Here is a 20,598-nt window from a genome sequence, read left to right as displayed (position 1 = left end):
CAGCGAAATGTGATCAAGCTGCGGCATAGGGGAAACATCCCCGTGGTTGTATATGGAGACTCGCCCAACGACCACTTGAGGAGGGCACCCGAGATGACCACCACGACCGCACCCGAAGCGTCTGTTCTCGACCACCGCCTGACGGCGGCGGATCGCTGTGACTCCTGCGGCGCGCAGGCGTACATCGCCGCCGAGGTCAACGGCAGCGAACTGCTGTTCTGCGCGCACCACGGCCGCAAGTACGAAGAGAAGCTGCGCAGCATCGCCACCTCGTGGCACGACGAGACCGCACGGCTCAACGCCGCTGACTGACAATCCTCGGAACAGGCCCCGGGACCGCGTCGACAGGCGCGGAACGGGGCCTTTTTCGTGCCGTCAGGCCCGGCCCGTCGTGTAGACGCGCGGAAGGACGGGCGACACGCGCAGAGCGATCTCCTCACCGATCGTGTCGATGAGTTCCGCGAGATCCGTTGCGCTGCACAGCGCTCCCCGCCCGAAGATCGTGAGGGGTTCGCCGACTTCCGCGGTCTCCCACGGGGCGACCGTCAGCGAGGTGAACCCGATCGCCTCGACACGACGCGGACCCGCCGAAGTGGCGACGTCGAATCGCCCGGCGAGGGCGCTGGGGAGCCCGTGCGCGCTCCCCACGTCCACGTGCACGCCCTGGGAATCGACCGAGGCGACCGTCGCGGTCAGGCTCGCGATGGGCTCGATGCCCAACTCCGCCTCGCCTGGGCCGCCGGCCGGACGGATGCCGTACGAGAACGCCCCGACACGCACGAGGTCCTCGCGGAACTCCCCGCGGGCGAAGCCCGCGGCGCTGGCGGCCAGGTGAGAGAAGCGCGGCTCCAGGCCGACGGCACGCGCCGCGTCGCGCGCCGCGAGGAACAGCGCACGGGCGTCGTCGTCATCGGCATCCGAGGCTTCCGAGATGTGCGACCAGATGCCCTCGAACCGGACGCGGCCTTGCTCGACGAGTGTGGCCGTGCGGGCGAGCGCGGCATCCCAGTCCTCGGGACGGATGCCGTTGCGGTGCAGGCCCGTGTCGATCTTGAGGTGCACGCGGGCAGAGCCGTCCGCGGTGAGGGCCGCGAGGTCGTCGAGGAGCGACTGGTCGCCCACACCGAGGTCGAGGTCGGCCGCGATCCCCGCCGCGAGGTCGTCGGCGCCGCCGATCAACCAGACGAAGATGCGCGCATCGGGACCGGCGATGGCCCGCACCGCCGCGCCGGTGACCACGTCGAACGCTCCGAACCAGCGCACTCCCTCGCTCCGTGCGCGCCGCACGAGCACCTCGAGGCCGTGCGCGTAGGCGTCGTCCTTGACCACGAACATCGGCTCGGCGGGCGCCACGGCGTCACGCACGCGGTGGAGGTTGCGGGCGAAGGCGTCGAGGTCGACGCGGTACTGCGCGCTCATGCGACGACCCTCCGCTCGGCTCGGACGCCCACGGCGGCGACGATCTCCGCCGCGCTCCAGCCGGTGGCATCCGTCCATTCTTCGAGCGAGGGGTGGCCCTCTGCCGGGTCGCCGAAGAAGACGACCTCCGCTCCGCGTGCGATGTCGGCGTCACCGACGTCGACGACGCAGACGTCCATCGCGACGCGCCCGACGATGCGGTGCCGGCGCCCGTCGATCGCCACCGTCACGGCGTTGCCGAGGGAGCGCACCACACCCTGGGCGTAGCCGCCCGTGACGAGGGCCACGCGCGTGTCGTGGGGGGCACGGTGCGTGTAGCCGTAGGAGACGCCCTCACCGCGCAGCAGCGCCTTGGTGCCCAGCGCGCGACCGCGCAGAGACAGTACGGGGAGCGCGTGAGATCCGGGCAGGCCGAACAGGGTCACCGCGTCGAGGGCGGTGGCATCCAGATCCAGATCGGCGAGCACGGATGCCACCCACTCCGCGCCGTGGCCCCACGCGTCGGCGGCGAGAACGTCGTCGTCGCCGCCCACGGCGAGGGGGGCGTTGCGGCGCAACGCGGACGCCGAGACCAACGCGACCGGAGCGACTCCCCGGGCGGCGGACGCGCGGGCAGGGAGCGTGGAGGTCACCCCTTTAGACTAACGGGGTCCGTCATCCCCGACCCCGGAGCGTGCATGCCTAGCCAGGGCTTCTCCCCCGTCACCCGTCTGCGCTACCTCGCCGGACGTGCCCGTCGCATCGACGTGGGCTCGGTCATCGAACGAGCCAAAGAGGCCTCGACGCAGCACGGCAAGGCGCTGCCGCTCGTCGTCGCCGACATGCTCTACCAGGCCGGCGTGAAGAACGTCGGTTTCCAGGACTACATCGACTACGACTTCGCGATCCTCACCCCCGCCGAGCGCGCCACGTACATGACGCACCCGGTCTCGAACCAGATCTCGCAGAAGTACGACCACCCCGACTACCGAGGACTCTTCCAAGACAAGGTGGAGTTCGACCGAAAGTTCAGCGACTTCCTCCGCCGCGACTGGATGGTGGTGGATGCCGACAACGCCGACGAACTGCGCGCCTTCACGGAGCGCCTCGGCACCATCGTCACCAAGGAGCCGGTCGGTCAGGCCGGCACCGGCGTGCACCGCTACCACGCGGCCGAGGTCGAGGACTGGACGCAGTTCCACCGCGGACTCCTCGAGCGCGGCGAGATCCTCGTCGAGGAGGTCATCCGTCAGCACGACGACCTCGCGGCCGTGTGCCCCGGCACCGTCAACACCACGCGCGTGACGGCCTTCTTCGACGGGGAGAAGACCCACATCCTCGCGATGGCGCAGAAGTTCGGCCGCGGCGCCGTCAGCGACCAGATGACCTTCGGCGGCTTCTACACGATGCTCGACGAGAACGGCCATGCCCTCGGCGCCGGCTACGACTCGCACGGGCACGTGCACGAACTGCACCCCGACTCGGGCGTGCGCATCGCCGACTTCCAGCTGCCGATGATCGACGAGGTCAAGGCGTTCGTCGACCAGGTCGCCCGCGTCGTCCCGCAGGTGCAGTACGTCGGCTGGGACATCGTCGTCGGCCCGGACGGCCCCGTGCTCGTCGAGGGCAACTGGGGCGCCGGTGTCTACGAGAACAAGCCGAGCGTGACGGGAATCCGCACCGGCCACAAGCCGCGCTATCAGGCGGCCATCGGGTTCTGACTCCGGATGCCGAGAGGCCCGTCCCCGTGCGGGGCGGGCCTTCCGCGTTTGTGTGAGGTGCTGAGATCTTCGCGGGTCTGGCGGCTTCGACGGGCTCAGCCGTCTGGGCGGGTGGACCCTGAGCCGGTCGAAGGGTGCGGCGGTCTTCGGTGGCTTCGATGAGCTCAGCCACCCCCGGTGGGGAGGACCCTGAGCCTGTCGAAGGGGCCGGGGTGCGGAGGCGTCCGGTGGCTTCGACGGGCTCTGCCACCTCGGTTCGCCGAGCGGGCGGCATCCGGAAACGCGAGAGGCCCGCCCGCAAAACGGGACGGGCCTCTCGCGGTGAGTTCTGTCAGCCGCGGCGGACGATACCCAACGGCGTGGACTCGTGTCCCTGGCCGAGCGGGTTGTCCTTGAGGATGGCGACGAGACGCTTCTCGCCGGCCTTGTCCATCGTCGACCCGAGGATGTTGCCACCCAGGTCGTTGATGTCGACCACGGCGACGTCCAGGTCGACGCCGAGCAGCGCCTTCAGGCGGGCCGCCACCTCGCGGGGACGCTCCGGACCGAGCACGACGGCCTGGTTGTACGGCGGGATCGTGCCCTTCGTGGGACCGTCGATCGCCCGTGCCTTGTCGCCCGCGATGCGGTAGAAGTCGCCCTTGCGGCCGAAGGCCTTCGTCACGGCCGAAACGGCCGCGGCGAACAGGATCCGGGGCGTACCGCACTCGCGCAGCGCCATCTCCATGGTCTCGGGCATCCCGAGACCGATGCCGTAGGGCGTGCGCGTCACGTACTTCGACAGGAACAGCGCGAGCTTGCGCGGCTTGATCGAGTCGAGCTTGTACGAGCGGCCCTGCGTGATGGCGACGATCTTCTCGGTGACGAACAGCAGGTCGCCCGGCTGGACGGCATCCTTCGCGTACTCGAGGATGAACGCGTCGAGGTCGTCACCCGGCATGACGACCCGCGTGCGGATCGGGATGCGCGCGTACGAGGTGCCGTCGACAGTGCGGGTGAGCGCCTTACCGGCGTTGGCCTCGCCGCTCATTCGAGGTAGTCCCGGAGTGACTGCGAGCGGCTCGGGTGACGCAGCTTCGCCATGGTCTTCGACTCGATCTGGCGGATGCGTTCGCGCGTGACGCCGAACGTGTCACCGATCTGGTCGAGGGTCTTGGGCTGACCGTCGCCGAGGCCGAAGCGCATACGGATGACGCCCGCCTCACGCTCGCTGAGCGAGTCGAGCAGCGACTCGAGCTGGCGCTGCAGCATGGTGAAGCCCACGGCGTCGGCCGGGACCACGGCCTCGGTGTCCTCGATGAGGTCACCGAACTCGCTGTCTCCGTCTTCACCGAGGGGGGTGTGGAGCGAGATGGGCTCGCGGCCGTACTTCTGCACCTCGATGACCTTCTCGGGGGTCATGTCGAGCTCGCGGCTGAGCTCCTCGGGCGTGGGTTCGCGACCGAGGTCCTGCAGCATCTGGCGCTGCACGCGGGCGAGCTTGTTGATGACCTCGACCATGTGCACCGGGATGCGGATGGTGCGGGCCTGGTCGGCCATGGCGCGGGTGATGGCCTGACGGATCCACCAGGTGGCGTAGGTCGAGAACTTGAAGCCCTTCGTGTAGTCGAACTTCTCGACCGCACGGATCAGGCCCAGGTTGCCCTCCTGGATCAGGTCGAGGAACTGCATGCCACGACCGGTGTAGCGCTTGGCGAGCGAGACGACGAGACGCAGGTTGGCGCCGAGCAGGTGGCTCTTGGCGCGCTGACCGTCGCGGGCGACCCACTGCAGGTCGAGTCCGAGCTGGCTCGTCTTCTCGGCCGCCGACATGTTCGACAGCTTCTCTTCGGCGAACAGACCGGCCTCGATGCGCATCGCGAGCTCGACCTCTTCGGCCGCGTTCAGGAGCGGGACCTTGCCGATCTGCTTCAGGTAGTCCTTGACCGGATCCGCCGTCGCACCGGTGATCTGCGCCGAGTAGACGGGAACATCGTCCTCGTCGCTCGACGAGATGACGATCGCTCCGGTCGGCAGCGCCTCGGCGGGCGCCTTCGGAGCCTCCTCGTCGTCGTCGGAGTCGTCCTCCGACTTCTTCGCGGCGGGCTTGGCCTCGTCGTCGCTGTCGTCGTCCTCGTCGGAGTCGAGCTCGACATCGACCTCTTCGTCGACCTCTTCTTCGTCTTCGAGGTCGTCGTCCTTCTTGGCCTTCGTCTTCGCCTTCGCGGGCGTCGCCTTGGCCTTCGCGGGAGCCTTCTTGGCCGACGTCTTCGTCGACGCCGTCACGGTCTCCTCGGAAGTGTCGAGGTCGGTGTCCTTCGCACTCCGGGAGCGGGTCTTGGTGTTCGTGCCTGCCACGTTTCGCCTTTCACCGGGAACGTACGTTGCACGGCCGCCGGTCGTTCTCGGACACTAGTAAGACCCTTGTCAAGCCCGGAGCCGAGGAGCGGGGCTCCTGGACCGGACGACAACGGGTCAGGTTCTTTATTGTCTCACATCCTCGACGCGGGACTTGACGTGCGCCGGGGATCTATGCGTAGTAACGCGCAGACGCCCCCGCGCATTCCTCGGTGAGCGAGGCGGATCGGCATCCGAGCCCGGTCGAGCAGGACCGTCCGTCGCGCGGAGGGTCTGGGCGACCTCGTTCAGCCCAGAGGACCGCGTCGGTCGTCGTCGCCCGCGCCGGAGGCCAGGAACCGCTCGAGCTCGGCGGCCAGCTCGTCGGCGCTGGGCAGATCACCGGTGTGGATGATGGGGGTGGCCTGCGTCGAACCGGCCATGTAGGAGTCGTAGCGCTCCTCCAGCCCCTGGAGCATGCGCGTGAGTTCTTCGCTCCCGGTGACCTGCTCGGTGACCTTCGCCAGGAACTCGCGGTTCTCCTCGCGCAGTACCTCACCCGAGAAGACCAGGCCGGTCGCCACGGTGAGGCTGTCGAGCGCCGCGAGGGTGGCGGCGGGGTACTCGGTGTCGGCGAGGTAGTGCGGCACGAGGAGCGCGAAGCCCGTCACCTTGGCGCCGGCCTCGGCGAAGCGGTACTCGAGCAGGTGCCCGGCCGTCGACGGGACCTGGGTGTGGGGACGCCACACCGAGTGCGCCTCGGCCAGGTCGGAGCGTGTGCCGCTCACCGTGGTGCCGATGGGGCGTGTGTGCGGGACGGGAAGCGGGATGGCGTGCACCCATGTCACCGATGACACCTGGAGACCGGCGGCGAGCTCGAGGACGCTCTCGGCGAAGGCCTCCCAGAGGAAGTCCGGTTCGTACCCGGCCAGAAGGAGGAACGGACTGCCCAAGGAGTCGTGCGCGAGCGAGAGCTCGAGGCGCGGCGGCCGGTAGTCGGTGAGGTGATCCTCGACGAAGGTGATGAGGGGGCGCCGCGCACGGTAGTCGAGGAGCGTGTCGTTGTCGAAGGCGACGAGCGCGTGCGGTTCGAGATCATTGCGGAAGTACTCGACGAGCCGCGTCACCGCGCCGCCCGCGTCGGTGAATCCGGTGAGCGCGATCACCAGGGGAAGCCCCGAGGGCACCGGCGGCGCGGAAGGTGCGCGATCGTACAGCGGTGCGGAATACGGCATGCCCTCCAGCTTACGAGCCGGGTCCGGCGCCGGGGCGCGGTGCGTCCCGCTGCTAGCGAACACGGGCGAACCTAGGATGGAACGCATGCCCTTTCCTTCTGTGGCGCACACCGACGCCCCCCTCCGCGAATCCGATGCCGATGCGATCCTCCTGGTGGTCGCCAAGCCCGTGGGCGAAGGTGCAGACCCCGAGGGGTGGGACGGACTGGGCGAGGCTCTGAGGGCGGTCGGCTTCACCGGTGCCCCCGGCTCGTTCCAGCGCGTGTACCTTCCCGGCGTCGCCACACCTCTCGCTGTCGTGGGCGCGGGGACGTCGCCGGATGCCGCCGCCCTCCGCGACGCGGCCGGCGCGGGCCTTCGGCAGCTGACGGGCTTCGAGCACGTCGCCGTACAGGCGCTGACGCCCGCCGACTGGCGCCCGCTCGCGGAGGGCGCCGCCCTCGGCGGTTACCGCTTCGCCGGCTACAAGAAGGAGTCGCCGAAGACGCGCGCCCACCGGGTCACCGTCTTCTCGTCGGACGCTCCGACGGAGGACGACGTCGTCGCCGTCGCCGCAGTATCCGGCGCCGTCGCCCTCGTCAAAGACCTGGTGACCACTCCCGCGGAGTGGCTCGGACCCGCCGACTTCGCCGACGAGGCGGTCAAGGCGGTCGCCGGCCTCCCCGTCGAGGTCGAAGTCCTGGATGAAGAAGCCCTCCGCGACGGCGGGTTCGGCGGCATCCTGGGTGTGGGTCAGGGCTCGGATCGTCCGCCTCGACTCGTCCGCCTCGACTACTCCCCCGCCGACGCTCAGCGTCACGTCGCCCTCGTCGGCAAGGGCATCACGTTCGACACCGGAGGCCTGTCCCTGAAGCCGCCGGCATCGATGGTCGGCATGAAGTACGACATGTGCGGTGCCGCAACCGTGCTCGCGGTCCTCAAAGCGGCCGCCGAGATGGCCCTTCCGGTCCGCGTCAGTGCGTGGCTCTGCATCGCCGACAACATGCCGTCCGGGCGCGCCACCCGCCCCGGCGACGTTCTCCGCACGCTCGACGGAACCACCGTGGAAGTGTTGAACACGGATGCCGAGGGTCGACTCGTCCTCGCCGACGGGCTGGCGGCCGCGAGCCGAGAGCGGCCCGACCTCCTGATCGATGTGGCGACGCTCACCGGCGCGATCACGATCGCCCTCGGAAATCGGCACACCGGCGTCATGGGGGAGGACGAGGCGGTCGCCGAGTACCTCGCCGCCGCGTCGCGCGCTTCCGAGCTCGCGTGGCAGCTTCCGCTTCCCGCGCACATGGTGGACGACCTCGACTCCCCCATCGCCGATCTCCAGAACGCGAAGATCGGCGACCCGGCCGGCGGCTCCCTCTTCGCGGGACTCTTCCTGCGCCACTTCGTCGGCCGCGTGTCTGATGATGCCGACGCCGCACGGATCCCGTGGGTCCACCTCGACATCGCCGGCGTGGGGATGAACAAGGGTGCTCCGTTCGGGTACACCGACAAGGGTGTGACGGCCGCGACGGTCCGTTCGCTCGTCGAGCTGCTGGCGAGCTCGCGATGACCGACTACTCGGCCGACGTCGTCGTCCTCGGGGGTGGCAGTGGTGGCTATGCCGCCGCCCTGCGCCTGGCGGAACTCGGCAAGGACGTGGTTCTCGTCGAGAAGGACAAGCTCGGGGGTACCTGCCTGCACCGGGGCTGCATCCCGACCAAGGCCCTGCTCCACGCCGCCGAGGTCGCGGATGCCGCTCGCGACGCGAGCCGTATCGGCGTGAACGCCACGCTGTCGGGCATCGACCCGAGCGGCGTGCTTGCGTATCGAGAAGGAATCGTCGCGAAGAAGTTCAAGGGTCTCGAGGGTCTCATCGCGGCGCGGGGCATCCGCGTGGTCCGCGGCGAGGGGACGTTGGCGGCCGGACCGGCCGTGCGCGTGGGCGAAGACCTCTACCGGGGTGCGGACGTGATCCTGGCGACGGGGTCGTACAGCCGCAGCCTGCCCGGTCTCGATGTCGGAGGCCGCGTTCTGACGAGCGAGCAAGCCCTCGAGCTCGACGTCATCCCGGACCGCGTCGTCGTCCTGGGCGGCGGGGTCATCGGTGTGGAGTTCGCGAGCGTGTGGCGCTCGTTCGGCGTCGACGTCACGATCGTCGAGGCCCTCCCCCACCTGCTCCCCGCGGAGGACTCCGCGTCGAGCAAGGCGCTGGAGAGGGCGTTCCGCAAGCGCGGGATCGAGTTCCGGCTCGGTCGGAGGTTCGCCTCGCTGCGGACGGACGAGAACAGCGTCACGGTCGTGCTCGACGACGGCGCCGAACTCGCGGCGGACTACGTGCTCGTCGCTGTCGGTCGGGGTCCTGTCACCGCGGGCCTGGGGTACGAGGAAGCCGGAGTGGCTCTGGAGCGCGGCTTCGTCCGAACCGATGAGCGTCTGCGCACGGACGCCCCTCACGTCTGGGCCGTCGGGGACATCGTGCCGGGCCTGCAGCTCGCGCACCGAGGCTTCCAACAGGGCATCTTCGTAGCCGAGGAGATCGCCGGGCTGTCGCCGGTCCTCGTTCCCGACGTCGATGTCCCGCGCGTGGCGTACTCGCACCCCGAAGTGGCCTCGGTCGGGCTGACCGAGGCCCAGGCACAGGATCGTTACGGATCCGAGGCCGTCCGCTCCTACGAGTACAACCTCGCGGGCAACGGCAAGAGTGAGATCATCGGTACGTCGGGCATCGTCAAGATCGTCCGGCGGATCGACGGACCGGTCGTCGGCGCCCACCTCGTGGGCGACCGCGTCGGTGAGTTGATCACCGAGGCTCAACTGGCGGTGGGCTGGGAAGCCCACCCGGAAGACATCGCGCCGTTCATCCACGCGCACCCCACCCAGAGCGAGGCACTCGGCGAAGCCTTCTTGGCACTCGCCGGAAAGCCCCTGCACGCACTTTGACCGCTCACCGGTCACTAAGCTAGATACCGCATCCGGTACGAAGGAGACATATCCATGAGCACTTCCGTCGTCCTCCCCGCTCTCGGCGAGAGCGTGACCGAGGGAACGGTCACCCGCTGGCTGAAGCAGGTCGGTGACACCGTCCAGGAGGACGAGGGTCTGCTGGAGATCTCGACCGACAAGGTCGACACCGAGATCCCCTCGCCCGTCTCGGGCGTGATCGAAGAGATCCTCGTGCAAGAAGACGAGACCGTCGAGGTCGGCGCCGTGCTGGCGAAGATCGGCGACGGTTCGGGCGCCGCGTCCTCGGACGACGCTCCCGAGGCCGCCCCCGCGGCACAGGAGGAAGCCCCGGCGCAGCAGGAGGCCGCGGCCGAAGACCCCGCTCCCGCCGCCGAGCCCGCAGCGGCACCCGCGCCGGCGTCGTCCGGCGATGCGACCGATGTCAAGCTCCCCGAGCTGGGCGAGAGCGTCACCGAGGGCACCGTCACGCGCTGGCTCAAGGCCGTCGGCGACGACGTCGCGGTCGACGAGCCGCTGCTGGAGATCTCGACCGACAAGGTCGACACCGAGATCCCTTCGCCGGTCGCCGGAACCCTTCAGGAGATCCTCGTTCAGGAAGATGAGACGGTCGCCGTCGGCGCCACTCTCGCCCGTATCGGCAGCGGTGCTGCCGCTCCGGCCGAGGCTCCCGCCCCGGCTCCCGCCGCAGAAGAGAAGCCCGCCGAGCAGCCTGCTCCCGCGGTCGAGGAGAAGCCCGCCGCAGCTGCTCCCGCTCCCGAGAAGCCGGCCGAGCAGCCTGCGCCCGCCGAGAAGCCGGCCGAGCAGGCGCCGGCAGGGTCCTCGAACGACGACGTCACCTACGTCACTCCCCTCGTTCGCCGTCTGGCGCAGCAGCAGGGCGTCGACCTGAACACCGTCAAGGGCAGTGGCGTCGGTGGCCGTATCCGCAAGGAAGACGTCCTCAAGGCTGCCGAAGCCGCGAAGTCGGCTCCGGCAGCGGCTCCCGCCGCTTCTGCGGCAGCCGCCCCCGCGCCCGTCGAGGTCTCTCCGCTGCGCGGAACCACGCAGAAGATGTCGCGTCTGCGCAAGGTCATCGCCGAGCGTGCTGTGGCGTCGATGCAGGCCACCGCGCAGCTCACCACCGTCGTCGAGGTCGATGTCACGAAGGTCGCCGCTCTTCGCGACCGTGTGAAGGGCGAGTTCCAGCAGAAGACGGGTGACAAGCTCTCGTTCCTGCCGTTCTTCGCCCTCGCGGCGATCGAGGCGCTCAAGGCGTACCCGATCATCAACTCGACGGTCGAGGGTGACGAGATCGTCTACCCCGCCCAGGAGAACGTGGCGATCGCGGTCGACACCGAGCGCGGCCTGCTGACCCCCGTCGTCAAGGACGCGGGCGAGAAGAACATCGCCCAGCTCGCTCGGGAGATCGCCGATCTGGCTGCCCGCACGCGCGACAACAAGCTGAAGCCCGATGAGCTCGCCGGCGGCACGTTCACGCTGACCAACACCGGTTCGCGCGGCGCGCTGTTCGACACGCCCATCGTCTTCCTCCCCCAGTCGGCGATCCTCGGCCTCGGCGCCGTCGTGAAGAAGCCGGGCGTCGTCTCGGTCGACGGAAAGGATGCCATCTCCGTGCGCTCGTACGTCTACCTGGCCCTCTCGTACGACCACCGCATCATCGACGGTGCGGACGCCGCTCGCTTCCTCGGCGCCGTGAAGGCTCGCCTGGAGGGCGCGCAGTTCGAGGGTGACCTCGGGATCTGATCCCCGCCGTGATCGGCTCATGATGGCTGGTCCGCGACCGTTCTGACGTCGCGGACCAGCCATCGGTCTTTCTCCCGCACGATCGTCACGTACTGTGACGCGTCGGCGCTGTCGAGACGGACCACAGCGAGCCCACCGAAGTCGTCGACGAGCGAGATCCGGGCACCTGCAGGATCCGTGGGTGGCGCGTCCCCGGGGTCTGCCCGCCCCTCACGCAAGCTCTGCTCGCACACAGTCTCCCCAGCGCAGGCCGAGTAGGTGGTGAGCAGTTCTCTCGCCGCATCGACGATGTCTTCCTCGGCGGACGAGGACTCGGCCGGAGACGGTGCCGGAGTCTCCCCCGTCAGCAGCGGCGTCGGGCGGCCCGGATCCAGCACCGTCGGTCGGTCGGACGGACGCGGCGTCGCCGGGCGGGCGGCATCCGGAGTCCAGTCAAGGATCGATGAGGACGGCGACGCCGTGGACCCGGTCGGGGGGACGGGGTTCGTCGCGCCCGTGGGCAGAATCAGCCCGAGCACCACGGCGACACCGGCCGCGACCAGCGCGACGGTGAGTGCGCGGGGATATCGTCGGCTCCTCCATCTCTCTCGAAGGTCGCTCATCGCCGAGGTGACCAGGGTGGCGAGATCGGCATCGACGGCGGAGAGGAAGATCGGTGGCCGGCGCAAGGTGGGCGGAGGGGTGTCGCCGTCATCCACTCGCGGGGCCAGGGGTCCGAGAACCAGCGGAACGGGTTCGGCCCACGCGAACAGCCGTCGCTCCGCTTCGTCCCACGCGCGGGGCGGTTGGGTCAGCACGGCGTCGCGCGCGCGTTCGATCAGTGCTCGATCCTCGTCGTCGATCATCTCCGCCAATTGCGCTAGGGCGGCCGCGGTCACCCCCACGGCGTCTTCGCCGTCGACGTCTTCGATGAGCACCGGGCAGCCTCGAGCGGTCAGCGCCCAGGCCGCCCCGTGCGCGCGATCCTCCGCCCGGCGGCATCCCCGCAGGAGACCGACGGCGAGGGTGACGGACTCCCCGGGCGCGAGGGACAGGCCACTGCGCGTACGGCGACGGAGGTAGTCGTCCAGGAATTCGACGAAAGGAGGTGAGACGGCGGTGCTCATCCGTCGATGGTGGATGAGTCGCCGCTGGCACCACGCCCGGTGAGCGGTCGATGGTGGACAAGACCGAACATCCCTTGCATGGGGAGGAGGGGCGCCACGCGCGAAGATAGAATCATTCCTATGGCCGCTCGTACCTCCACCCCCGAGAAGCGTCCGGGATTCTTCTCGCAGCTTCGCACGCTCTACACCTTCACGCAGAAGGAGTACCGCTGGCTCCCGTTCGCGCTGGCCGGCATCGTGCTCGCGGGCGCAGGTCTGGGCGTGCTGATCGGTTTCCTGATCCCGCCGGTGGCGGTGTGGAGCGTGATCCTCTGGGGCTTCACGGGGCTGCTGGCCGGCATCCTGGTCGGAATGATCACGATGACGCGTCTGTCGACTCACGCGATGTACAAGAAGATCGACGGGATGCCGGGGGCCACCGGCCACGTGCTGTCATCGTCGCTCGGCCGCAACTGGCAGGCATCGGAAACGCCCATCGGCGTCAACCCCCGTACCCAGGAAGCCGTCTATCGAGCCATCGGTCGCGGCGGTGTCGTCCTCATCGGTGAGGGTTCGCGTACGCGCCTGTCCCGGCTCATGGGCGAAGAGCGCGCCCGCGTCCAGCGTGTGGCGACCGGCGTCCCGATCACCGTCATCTATGTCGGGCACGGGGAGGACGAGGTGGCCATCAAGAACCTCGCCTCGACCATCAAGGGTCTGCCGAAGAAGGTCGACCGTGCGACGATGGCCGCCGTCATCAAGCGTGTCTCGTCGGTGTCTCAGGGATTGGCATCGCTGCCGATCCCGAAGGGCGTCGACCCGAACAAGATGCGGGCTCCGCGCCCCCGTTGATCAACGAGAAAGGCCCCGCTTCGGCGGGGCCTTTGCTCTTTCAGCTCCGGACGAGGACGGTCCCGACGGCCTTGTCGTGAAGGCCCCGCTGGTCGGAGTCCCACACCACGGCGGGAATGACGAGGGCGAGAAGCACTGTGCGGACGATGGGCCGCCAGACGCCGACCCATCCGCCGGATGCCAGCTCCAGACGCATCCCCATCAGTCGGTGCCCCGGGCTCCCGCCGATGAGAGGGATGAAGAGGATCTGAGCCGCGAAGAAGATGAGGTTCGTGGCGATCGGGTTCGCGAACGGCACCCCCGTCACCGGGTCAGGATGCGAGAAGAACGCGAATCCGATCAGCCCGGCGCTCGCCACGTCGATCAGGAGGGCGGCGATGCGCCGCCCCGGGCGGGCGACGGAGCCGCGACCCTCGCGGGGAAGGCCGAGCCGCTGGCCCGGATACTCGTTGTCTGCGGCAGCGGTCACGAATCCAGCGTAATCGTGCCCGTGTAACATCCCCGAAACATGCGAGATATGACCGGGACACCGGTTCTGGGTAGGGTCGAGGAGGCTGGCCGAGGTCGGCCTGATCCCGAATGTTCTACCTCTGGAGTCTTCATGTTCAAAGATTCGTCCGAGGTGCTGAAGTTCATCCAGGACGAGGACGTCAAGTTCCTCGATATCCGTTTCACGGATCTTCCTGGTGTGCAGCAGCACTTCAACATCCCCGCCTCGACTGTCGACGAGGAGTTCTTCACCGTCGGACAGCTGTTCGATGGCTCGTCGATCCGCGGGTTCGCGAACATCCACGAGTCGGACATGCAGCTCATCCCTGACGTGACCACCGCGTATGTCGACCAGTTCCGCGAGGCGAAGACCCTCGTGATGATCTTCGACATCTATAACCCGCGCAACGGTGAGATCTACGGCAAGGACCCGCGCCAGGTCGCCAAGAAGGCCGAGAAGTACCTCGCCTCCACCGGCATCGCCGACACCGCGTTCTTCGCCCCCGAGGCCGAGTTCTACATCTTCGACGACGTCCGTTACGAAGTGAAGCAGAACTCGAGCTTCTACTCGGTCGACTCCGAAGAAGGCGCCTGGAACACGGGTCGCGCGGAGGAGGGCGGAAACCTCGCCAACAAGACCCCGTACAAGGGTGGCTACTTCCCCGTTTCGCCGGTCGACAAGACCGCCGATCTGCGCGACGACATCACCCTCAAGCTGATCGAGGCCGGTTTCGTCCTCGAGCGCTCGCACCACGAGGTCGGCACGGGTGGTCAGCAGGAGATCAACTACCGCTTCGACACGATGGTGCACGCGGCCGACGACATCCTGAAGTTCAAGTACATCGTCAAGAACACCTGCGAGGAGTGGGGCAAGGTCGCGACCTTCATGCCCAAGCCCCTCTTCGGTGACAACGGCTCGGGCATGCACACCCACCAGTCGCTGTGGAACGACGGCAAGCCGCTGTTCTACGACGAGACCGGCTACGGCGGGCTCTCCGACATCGCGCGCTGGTACATCGGTGGTCTGCTGGCTCACGCCCCCGCCGTTCTCGCCTTCACCAACCCGACGCTGAACAGCTACCACCGTCTGGTGAAGGGCTTCGAGGCGCCCGTGAACCTGGTCTACTCGGCCGGCAACCGTTCGGCGGCCATCCGCATCCCGATCACGGGTTCGAACCCCAAGGCGAAGCGCATCGAGTTCCGCGCGCCGGATGCCTCGGGCAACCCGTACCTCGCGTTCGCGGCGCAGCTCATGGCCGGTCTCGACGGCATCAAGAACCGCATCGAGCCGCACGAGCCCGTCGACAAGGACCTCTACGAGCTCCCCGCCGAAGAGGCCAAGAACATCCCGCAGGTCCCGAACTCGCTGCTCGACTCGCTCGAGGCCCTCCGCGCCGACCACGAGTTCCTGCTCGCGGGTGGCGTCTTCACCGAGGAGCTCATCGAGACCTGGATCGAGTACAAGATCGAGAACGAGATCCAGCCGATCGCTCAGCGCCCGCACCCCTTCGAGTACGAGCTGTACTTCGGGGTCTGATCGCCCGATCGTCGACGACGCCCGCTCCCGCCGTTTCGCGGGGGCGGGCGTCGCCGTTTGCGCGGGGCTTCCTGTGACGCTCCTGTGTGTCGCGCGAACGGTCTCGGACGATGTCAGAGGGCTTTGGCAGGATGGTCGCATCGATGAGAGGGGCCATCGTGGGTGATTATCGTGTCGATCCGGATCGCGTGATCGGGGTTCTGGCGAGCGTGGACGATGCCGGTGTCGGCATCGCGGATGCCATCTCCGGCATCGATGCTCTCGCCCTCGAGGGCGGCTCGCTGTCGGTGGATGGCCGCCGGACACTGTCCGCGGCCTGGGGCGATTTCCTCGAGGAGCGGAGTCTCGTTCCCGGAAAGCTCGCGCACATCGTCGCGGCCTCCGCCACGGCCGTGACCGAGGCGACCACCGCCGTGGTCGCAGGCGACGTCGAGATGTCCGTCACGGCGGGTGAAGCGGAGTCCCGCGCTCTGGATGATTGGGGCATCGATTCTCTCGACGCCTACACCTCGGGGGTGTACGGATGAGCACGCCGAGTGTCGCCGACCTGCCTCAGGTCCTCGATCCCGCCGTCGTCTCGGGACTCGCGGAGCGGCTCGTCACGGTGGCGAACGCCACGCAGACGTCGATGTCGACGGTTCATGACCGGTGGAATGTCCTCAGCGACCCCGAGGTGTTCCACGTGACCGGTGCCGAAGGGGTGCCACGGATGCTGGATCGGCCCCGCGACGACGCCCAGAGCTTCGCGGAATCGCTGATCGCCGCGCGAAACGCGCTGTACGAGGCGGCATCCTCGGAACTGCCCGACCTCCGCTCTCGTCGCGAAGAGCTGGCATCACGGATCGGCAGCGTCGTCGCGGACTACACGTCGGCAGAAGAAGCCAAGGCGATGGCGGACACGACCTACTGGTCGACGCGATCGAGCGGCACGGACCCTGACGTCGCCGCGGATGCGGCGCTGGGGCGGTCGTCGGCGGGGACGGTGCTGCGCAAGGCTAAGGACGCACTCGACGCGTTGCGCGACGATATCGAGCGTCTCCGGCGCGACATCGAGGACTCGGAGGACCGACTCGCATCGCGCTTGCGGGGTGTTTCCGGTGGTACTGAGGTCTACGCCGCCGGTGGCGAGCCGCTGCGCGTCGCGCAGACGTTCTGGGGATTCGTGGATAACGCGTACCCGGGAGCCCCGGCTGCGGCATCCACGAGCCGGACTCTGGCGGAGCAGCTCACCTACGAACTCGGGCGCGCGGCCGAGCGTCGCATCGATTGGCTTTCGACCGCCGACGAAGACGCGGCGAAGCGCTGGATGGAGGCGCACCCTGATTTCGTTCAGGCGGTCGCCTTCGTCGACCCGCATCGGGCGGGCGACCTCTTCGCGGATCTCGCGTCGACCTCGACGGCGGCGCCGAACGGCGAGTGGAACGCGGGTCCCCTCGCGCAGCTGCTCGCGCTGGCTCCGCTCGTGGTCGGGAACCTCAACGGCATCCCCGCTCCGCAGCGCGGGATGTTCAATCGCTCAGGGCTCGCTCAGGCCCTCGCGCGGGACGATCTCGACGACGAGACCCGGACGCGGCTCGAGCACCTCCGCGCCGTGATCGAGCAGCGCGGGGACGACGGCACGCGGCCGACGCTGCTCAGCTTCTTCCTCGACACCGAGGGCTCCCCGCGCGCGAACATCGCGTTCGGCGACGTCGACAACGCCGATCAGATCACCACGCTGACGCACGGCATCCGGACCGATCTGGGGTCGCTCAACGAATGGGCACGCGGGAGCGCCGACCTGCAGGCGGCGCTGACGAGCGAGCTGGAGCGCACGGGGCAAGACAAGAGCACTGCTGTCGTGCTGGTCATGGACTGGGACTCCGGAGGGGTCCTGAGCGTTCGGGAGATCGATCGACCGGATGCGGGAGCTTCCCGGCTCTCGCAGACCTGGCAGGGCTTGCGCACCGTGAACCCCGACGCGCAGCTGAACGCCGGCGCGCATTCGCTCGGCACGACCATGACCGGTCAGGCGTTGTCCGACAACCCCGGACTGGTCTCGCACGTGTGGTTCTTCGGCTCGGCTGGGGTGACCCCGCAGACGGGCGATGAACTCGCCGCGCAGATCCGCTCCGGGCAGACCGAGCTGTTCTCGACCCACGCGGACGACGACAACATCGCGGAGTGGGGACGCAAGGACTGGTTGGGCAGCGCGCACGCGGTCGACCCGCGCGACATCCCGGGCGTCGAGCGCTTCGGGTCCAACGGCGGGGTCGTGCCCGGGTACGGTTCCCCTGGAGGCGAGGACGGGGAATCGACCGACAGTCACGACGCGCACAACAGCACCAAGGATGTTCTCGTCGGGTGGAGCGTCGGGCCGGGCGGTGCGGCAATCCCCCGCTATGAATCGAGGGAGCAGACCGGCTATCTGGATCCGTCCGCCGAGTCCTTCAAGCATTTCGTGGTGGGATTGCGCGAGGCGCTGGAGACGGCAGGAGCACACTGATGACGAAAAGCGGCAGCAGACGAGGGCCCCTTGCCCTCCTTGGCGCGGTGATCGCCGCGACCGTCTTGACAGCATGTGGAGGTCCGCAAATGTCCCCTCAGGTCACCCCCTCCGAGGAGGTCAGCTTCGCCGCAGCCAAAGAGCAGAATCTCGCGTTCAAAGAGACCGTCGCCGAGGTGCAGAAGCAGATATTCACGGGCGAATGGCGCGTTGCGGAGTACGGCGATGTGCCAGAGCGATGCGACGAAGGATACGAGTTCTTCCTGCGCCGGAACCTGCCGGAGGGTTTCTCGTTCAACGGTGAGGGTCCCCAGCGCATGGCGGATCTCCGAGCGTGGATGACAGAAAACGGATGGCAGCTCGCTCCGTCGCCCACGTACGGGGAGGGCATCGAGAACATCGTGATCGTCGCGGGCAAGCCGGAGGCGAAGGTGTCCCGGCTGGACGTCGACATGATCCCGGGCAGCGCGGCCGACGGCACGGTCGATATGCTCGAGCTTCGTGCGACCTCGACCTGCGAGCCCGGCGACGCCGCGGCCCTGCTGGAGCAGCTGCGCGGCCCGCTGCAGGCGGTGCCGGATGAGACCGGCGTCCCAGACCTGGAGAGTCCAGATGCCACTCCTCTGTTCGAGCGACACACCGAGGGCTGACACGCGGCGGGCTCAGCCCGCGCGCTCCGCGCGCTTCTGCTCCTGGAAGACGCGGATCGCCTCGTAGCGTTCGGCCGAGCGCGCCTGGCGTTTCGCCGCCTCCTCTTCGCGCACCTTCGGCGGGGCGTTCGTCACCAGGTCGTCGAGGAGATGACGGACGGATGCCGCGATCTCGGCCACGGCGCGGTCGAAGACGTCCTGGTTGGCCCGCGAGGGTTTCGTCGTCCCCACGATCTTGCGGACGAACTGCAGCGCGGCGTCATGGCACTCGGCATCCGTCGCCGGCGGCGTGAAGTTGTGAAGCGGGACGATGTTGCGGCACATGGCGCCAGGCTAGACCTGAGCATCGATGATCTCCAGGCTCCCGGCATCCCCACAGGTGCCGTGCCGCCGTCATGGCGGAGGGGGACGGAAGGATGGATGCCATGCCCCTGCCTTACTCTTCGCGTCCCTGGCTGAGCTCCTACGCCGACGGGGTGCCGCACGAGATCGACGAACCGACGCAGACGCTGCCCGAGATGATGGCCGCGAGCGTTTCGCGGTACGGGAAGAGCCCCGCGCTCGAGTTCTTCGGCGCGACGACGACGTATCGCGAGCTCGGTCGCCTGATCGACCATGCGGCTGAGGGGCTGCGCCGGCTCGGCGTCCGCGCGGGCGATCGGGTCGCGCTGGTGCTCCCGAACTGCCCGCAGCACGTGGCGGCGTTCTACGCCGCGCTGCGACTCGGGGCCATCGTCATCGAGCACAACCCGATCTACACGCCGCGCGAGCTGCGTCACCAGTTCGAAGACCACGGTGCGCGCTTCGCCATCGTGTGGGACAAGATCGCCGACGTCGTCGCCGAGTTCCCCGCCGACCTGGCGCTCGAACACGTCATCAGTGTCGATATCACGAGGGCCATGCCGCGCGCGAAGCGCCTGGCGCTCCGGCTTCCGGTCCGTAAGGCCCGCGAGGCGCGCGCGCAGCTGACCGCCACACCGACATCGAAGCGGACGCGCCCCTGGGAGACCTTGCTGACCCACGGCGTGCTGTCTCGCAAGCACAAGGGACCGCGGCTCGACGACATCGCGCTCCTGCAGTACACGAGCGGCACGACCGGGAGTCCGAAGGGCGCGGTGCTGACCCATGCCAACCTGCGCGCGAACGCGATGCAGGGGCGCGCGTGGGTCCCCGGGCTCCGCGATGGCGAAGAGACCTTCTACGGCGTCCTCCCCCTGTTCCACGCGTACGGGCTGACCCTGTGCCTGACCTTCGCGATGAGCATCGGCGCCAAGCTCGTGCTGTTCCCGAAGTACGATCTCGAGCTCGTGGCATCCGCGATTCCGAAGAGCCCGCCGACCTTCCTTCCGGCCGTCCCGCCCATCTACGACCAGCTCGCCCGCGCGGCGGCCCGCGGCACGATCGACCTCTCGACCGTGCGGTTCGCGATCTCGGGGGCGATGAGCCTCCCGGTCGCGACGGTCGACCGCTGGGAGGCCGCGACCGGCGGTCTGCTGGTCGAGGGCTACGGCATGACCGAGTCCTCGCCTGTCGCTCTCGGGAACCCGATCGGGCCCTCGCGTCGCCCGGGCACGGTCGGCGTGCCCTTCCCCAGCACCGAGATCCGTGTCGTCGACCCGGCCGATCCCGAGAACGACGTCGCCCTCGGGGAGACGGGCGAACTGCTGCTGCGCGGCCCCCAGGTGTTCCAGGGCTACTGGAACCGGCCCACCGACACCGCGGAGACCCTTCTCGACGGCGGATGGCTGCGCACGGGAGACATCGCGTCGGTCTCCCCCGACGGCTTCGTGACGATCGTCGATCGGTTGAAGGAGATCATCATCACCGGTGGCTTCAACGTGTCGCCGAGCGAGGTCGAAGACGTGCTCGTCGGTCATCCCGACATCGAGGCGGCGGCGGTCGTCGCGCTTCCGAAACCCCGTGGTGGGGAGGACGTCGCGGCGGCGATCGTCGTGCGTGACGGCGTCGACCTCCCCGCGGACGCGGTCCGCGACTTCTGCAAGTCGCGACTCGCGGCCTATAAGGTCCCGCGCCGGGTGATCGTCGTCGACGATCTCCCCCGCTCGCTGATCGGCAAGGTCCTTCGTCGCGAGGTGCGCGAGCGCCTCATGTCCTGACGCGGGGGGATGCCGCGGCCCCGGAGCCGC

At 68.7% G+C, this 20,598-nt stretch carries 19 protein-coding genes; 11 read left to right on the top strand and 8 right to left on the bottom strand.

Going from position 1 to position 20,598, the window contains the following annotated elements; genetic code table 11:
• Window positions 1-93 precede the first annotated feature (93 nt).
• Window positions 94-312 (top strand): DUF7455 domain-containing protein, encoded by a 219-nt coding sequence (locus MTES_RS17175; RefSeq protein ID WP_013586552.1) that lies wholly within the window; start codon window positions 94-96, stop codon window positions 310-312.
• A gap of 63 nt (window positions 313-375) precedes the next feature.
• Here MTES_RS17175 and MTES_RS17170 read toward each other — a convergent pair whose 3' ends face one another.
• Window positions 376-1,419, bottom strand: a complete 1,044-nt coding sequence (locus MTES_RS17170) for an alanine racemase (protein ID WP_013586551.1) — start codon at window positions 1,417-1,419, stop codon at window positions 376-378.
• A complete protein-coding gene (locus tag MTES_RS17165) occupies window positions 1,416-2,051 on the bottom strand; it encodes an alanine racemase C-terminal domain-containing protein (protein WP_013586550.1) in 636 nt (211 codons plus the stop codon). Before MTES_RS17165 ends, MTES_RS17170 begins: the two co-directional genes overlap by 4 nt.
• Before the next feature lie 45 nt (window positions 2,052-2,096).
• Between MTES_RS17165 and MTES_RS17160 the strand changes: the two genes are divergently transcribed.
• Complete coding sequence (locus MTES_RS17160) at window positions 2,097-3,119, top strand: sugar-transfer associated ATP-grasp domain-containing protein (RefSeq protein WP_013586549.1); 1,023 nt, start codon at window positions 2,097-2,099, stop codon at window positions 3,117-3,119.
• Between the two features lie 331 nt (window positions 3,120-3,450).
• On the opposite strand, the gene MTES_RS17155 is transcribed toward MTES_RS17160, so the two are convergent.
• From MTES_RS17155 to MTES_RS17145, 3 genes are all read right to left on the bottom strand, one after another.
• Window positions 3,451-4,149, bottom strand: coding sequence for a coenzyme F420-0:L-glutamate ligase (locus MTES_RS17155; protein WP_013586548.1), 699 nt, complete (start codon window positions 4,147-4,149; stop codon window positions 3,451-3,453).
• Window positions 4,146-5,456, bottom strand: a complete 1,311-nt coding sequence (locus MTES_RS17150) for an RNA polymerase sigma factor (RefSeq protein ID WP_013586547.1) — start codon at window positions 5,454-5,456, stop codon at window positions 4,146-4,148. The genes MTES_RS17155 and MTES_RS17150 overlap by 4 nt, the downstream gene beginning before the upstream one ends.
• A 287-nt stretch (window positions 5,457-5,743) precedes the next feature.
• Window positions 5,744-6,670, bottom strand: a complete 927-nt coding sequence (locus MTES_RS17145; protein WP_043361655.1) for a proteasome assembly chaperone family protein — start codon at window positions 6,668-6,670, stop codon at window positions 5,744-5,746.
• Window positions 6,671-6,755: 85 nt separating this feature from the next.
• On the opposite strand from MTES_RS17145, the gene MTES_RS17140 reads away from it, so the two are divergent.
• Genes MTES_RS17140 through sucB form a run of 3 tightly spaced genes read left to right on the top strand, consistent with a single transcriptional unit; the run spans window position 6,756 to window position 11,353 of the window.
• Complete coding sequence (locus MTES_RS17140) at window positions 6,756-8,216, top strand: leucyl aminopeptidase (protein ID WP_013586545.1); 1,461 nt, start codon at window positions 6,756-6,758, stop codon at window positions 8,214-8,216.
• The gene (gene lpdA, locus MTES_RS17135) at window positions 8,213-9,586 is read left to right on the top strand and encodes a dihydrolipoyl dehydrogenase (protein ID WP_013586544.1); all 1,374 of its coding nucleotides are present in this window, start codon (window positions 8,213-8,215) and stop codon (window positions 9,584-9,586) included. The genes MTES_RS17140 and lpdA overlap by 4 nt, the downstream gene beginning before the upstream one ends.
• Window positions 9,587-9,640: 54 nt before the next feature.
• Window positions 9,641-11,353, top strand: a complete 1,713-nt coding sequence (gene sucB / locus MTES_RS17130; protein ID WP_013586543.1) for a 2-oxoglutarate dehydrogenase, E2 component, dihydrolipoamide succinyltransferase — start codon at window positions 9,641-9,643, stop codon at window positions 11,351-11,353.
• 17 nt (window positions 11,354-11,370) lie between these two features.
• Here the strand turns inward: sucB and MTES_RS17125 are convergent, their stop codons facing one another.
• The gene (locus tag MTES_RS17125) at window positions 11,371-12,459 is read right to left on the bottom strand and encodes a hypothetical protein (RefSeq protein ID WP_013586542.1); all 1,089 of its coding nucleotides are present in this window, start codon (window positions 12,457-12,459) and stop codon (window positions 11,371-11,373) included.
• Window positions 12,460-12,579: 120 nt separating this feature from the next.
• On the opposite strand from MTES_RS17125, the gene MTES_RS17120 reads away from it, so the two are divergent.
• Window positions 12,580-13,290, top strand: coding sequence for a DUF4191 domain-containing protein (locus MTES_RS17120; protein ID WP_013586541.1), 711 nt, complete (start codon window positions 12,580-12,582; stop codon window positions 13,288-13,290).
• Window positions 13,291-13,330: 40 nt separating this feature from the next.
• On the opposite strand, the gene MTES_RS17115 is transcribed toward MTES_RS17120, so the two are convergent.
• Window positions 13,331-13,789 (bottom strand): RDD family protein, encoded by a 459-nt coding sequence (locus MTES_RS17115; protein WP_050901810.1) that lies wholly within the window; start codon window positions 13,787-13,789, stop codon window positions 13,331-13,333.
• Between the two features lie 102 nt (window positions 13,790-13,891).
• Between MTES_RS17115 and glnA the strand changes: the two genes are divergently transcribed.
• From glnA to MTES_RS17095, 4 genes are all read left to right on the top strand, one after another.
• Entirely contained in the window at window positions 13,892-15,316 is a 1,425-nt protein-coding gene (gene glnA, locus MTES_RS17110; protein ID WP_013586539.1) for a type I glutamate--ammonia ligase, read from the top strand.
• 158 nt (window positions 15,317-15,474) lie between these two features.
• Window positions 15,475-15,843 (top strand): DUF6507 family protein, encoded by a 369-nt coding sequence (locus tag MTES_RS17105; RefSeq protein ID WP_148272905.1) that lies wholly within the window; start codon window positions 15,475-15,477, stop codon window positions 15,841-15,843.
• Window positions 15,840-17,801 (top strand): alpha/beta hydrolase, encoded by a 1,962-nt coding sequence (locus MTES_RS17100; RefSeq protein ID WP_013586537.1) that lies wholly within the window; start codon window positions 15,840-15,842, stop codon window positions 17,799-17,801. The genes MTES_RS17105 and MTES_RS17100 overlap by 4 nt, the downstream gene beginning before the upstream one ends.
• Before the next feature lie 89 nt (window positions 17,802-17,890).
• Entirely contained in the window at window positions 17,891-18,451 is a 561-nt protein-coding gene (locus MTES_RS17095; RefSeq protein ID WP_013586536.1) for a UDP-N-acetylmuramate dehydrogenase, read from the top strand.
• Window positions 18,452-18,463: 12 nt separating this feature from the next.
• Here the strand turns inward: MTES_RS17095 and MTES_RS17090 are convergent, their stop codons facing one another.
• A complete protein-coding gene (locus MTES_RS17090) occupies window positions 18,464-18,775 on the bottom strand; it encodes a DUF2277 domain-containing protein (RefSeq protein WP_013586535.1) in 312 nt (103 codons plus the stop codon).
• A 101-nt stretch (window positions 18,776-18,876) separates the two neighbouring features.
• On the opposite strand from MTES_RS17090, the gene MTES_RS17085 reads away from it, so the two are divergent.
• Window positions 18,877-20,568, top strand: coding sequence for a long-chain-fatty-acid--CoA ligase (locus tag MTES_RS17085; RefSeq protein WP_013586534.1), 1,692 nt, complete (start codon window positions 18,877-18,879; stop codon window positions 20,566-20,568).
• Window positions 20,569-20,598 lie beyond the last annotated feature (30 nt).

The sequence above is a fragment of the Microbacterium testaceum StLB037 genome, from assembly GCF_000202635.1.
GTDB lineage: Bacteria > Actinomycetota > Actinomycetes > Actinomycetales > Microbacteriaceae > Microbacterium > Microbacterium testaceum_F.
The sequence above is the reverse complement of the archived record's forward strand: the minus strand, read 5'-3'. Positions and strand labels throughout refer to the sequence as shown.

Bases quoted from the DNA above. Each gene is read 5' to 3' on its own strand.
- MTES_RS17120 (WP_013586541.1), top strand. From the start codon at position 12,580: ATGGCCGCTCGTACCTCCACCCCCGAGAAGCGTCCGGGATTCTTCTCG.
- MTES_RS17145 (WP_043361655.1), bottom strand. From the start codon at position 6,670: ATGCCGTATTCCGCACCGCTGTACGATCGCGCACCTTCCGCGCCGCCG.
- MTES_RS17175 (WP_013586552.1), top strand. From the start codon at position 94: ATGACCACCACGACCGCACCCGAAGCGTCTGTTCTCGACCACCGCCTG.
- MTES_RS17115 (WP_050901810.1), bottom strand. From the start codon at position 13,789: ATGTTACACGGGCACGATTACGCTGGATTCGTGACCGCTGCCGCAGAC.
- MTES_RS17095 (WP_013586536.1), top strand. From the start codon at position 17,891: ATGTCCCCTCAGGTCACCCCCTCCGAGGAGGTCAGCTTCGCCGCAGCC.
- MTES_RS17155 (WP_013586548.1), bottom strand. From the start codon at position 4,149: ATGAGCGGCGAGGCCAACGCCGGTAAGGCGCTCACCCGCACTGTCGAC.
- MTES_RS17125 (WP_013586542.1), bottom strand. From the start codon at position 12,459: ATGAGCACCGCCGTCTCACCTCCTTTCGTCGAATTCCTGGACGACTAC.
- MTES_RS17170 (WP_013586551.1), bottom strand. From the start codon at position 1,419: ATGAGCGCGCAGTACCGCGTCGACCTCGACGCCTTCGCCCGCAACCTC.
- glnA (WP_013586539.1), top strand. From the start codon at position 13,892: ATGTTCAAAGATTCGTCCGAGGTGCTGAAGTTCATCCAGGACGAGGAC.
- MTES_RS17160 (WP_013586549.1), top strand. From the start codon at position 2,097: ATGCCTAGCCAGGGCTTCTCCCCCGTCACCCGTCTGCGCTACCTCGCC.
- MTES_RS17140 (WP_013586545.1), top strand. From the start codon at position 6,756: ATGCCCTTTCCTTCTGTGGCGCACACCGACGCCCCCCTCCGCGAATCC.
- lpdA (WP_013586544.1), top strand. From the start codon at position 8,213: ATGACCGACTACTCGGCCGACGTCGTCGTCCTCGGGGGTGGCAGTGGT.
- MTES_RS17085 (WP_013586534.1), top strand. From the start codon at position 18,877: ATGCCCCTGCCTTACTCTTCGCGTCCCTGGCTGAGCTCCTACGCCGAC.
- MTES_RS17100 (WP_013586537.1), top strand. From the start codon at position 15,840: ATGAGCACGCCGAGTGTCGCCGACCTGCCTCAGGTCCTCGATCCCGCC.
- sucB (WP_013586543.1), top strand. From the start codon at position 9,641: ATGAGCACTTCCGTCGTCCTCCCCGCTCTCGGCGAGAGCGTGACCGAG.
- MTES_RS17090 (WP_013586535.1), bottom strand. From the start codon at position 18,775: ATGTGCCGCAACATCGTCCCGCTTCACAACTTCACGCCGCCGGCGACG.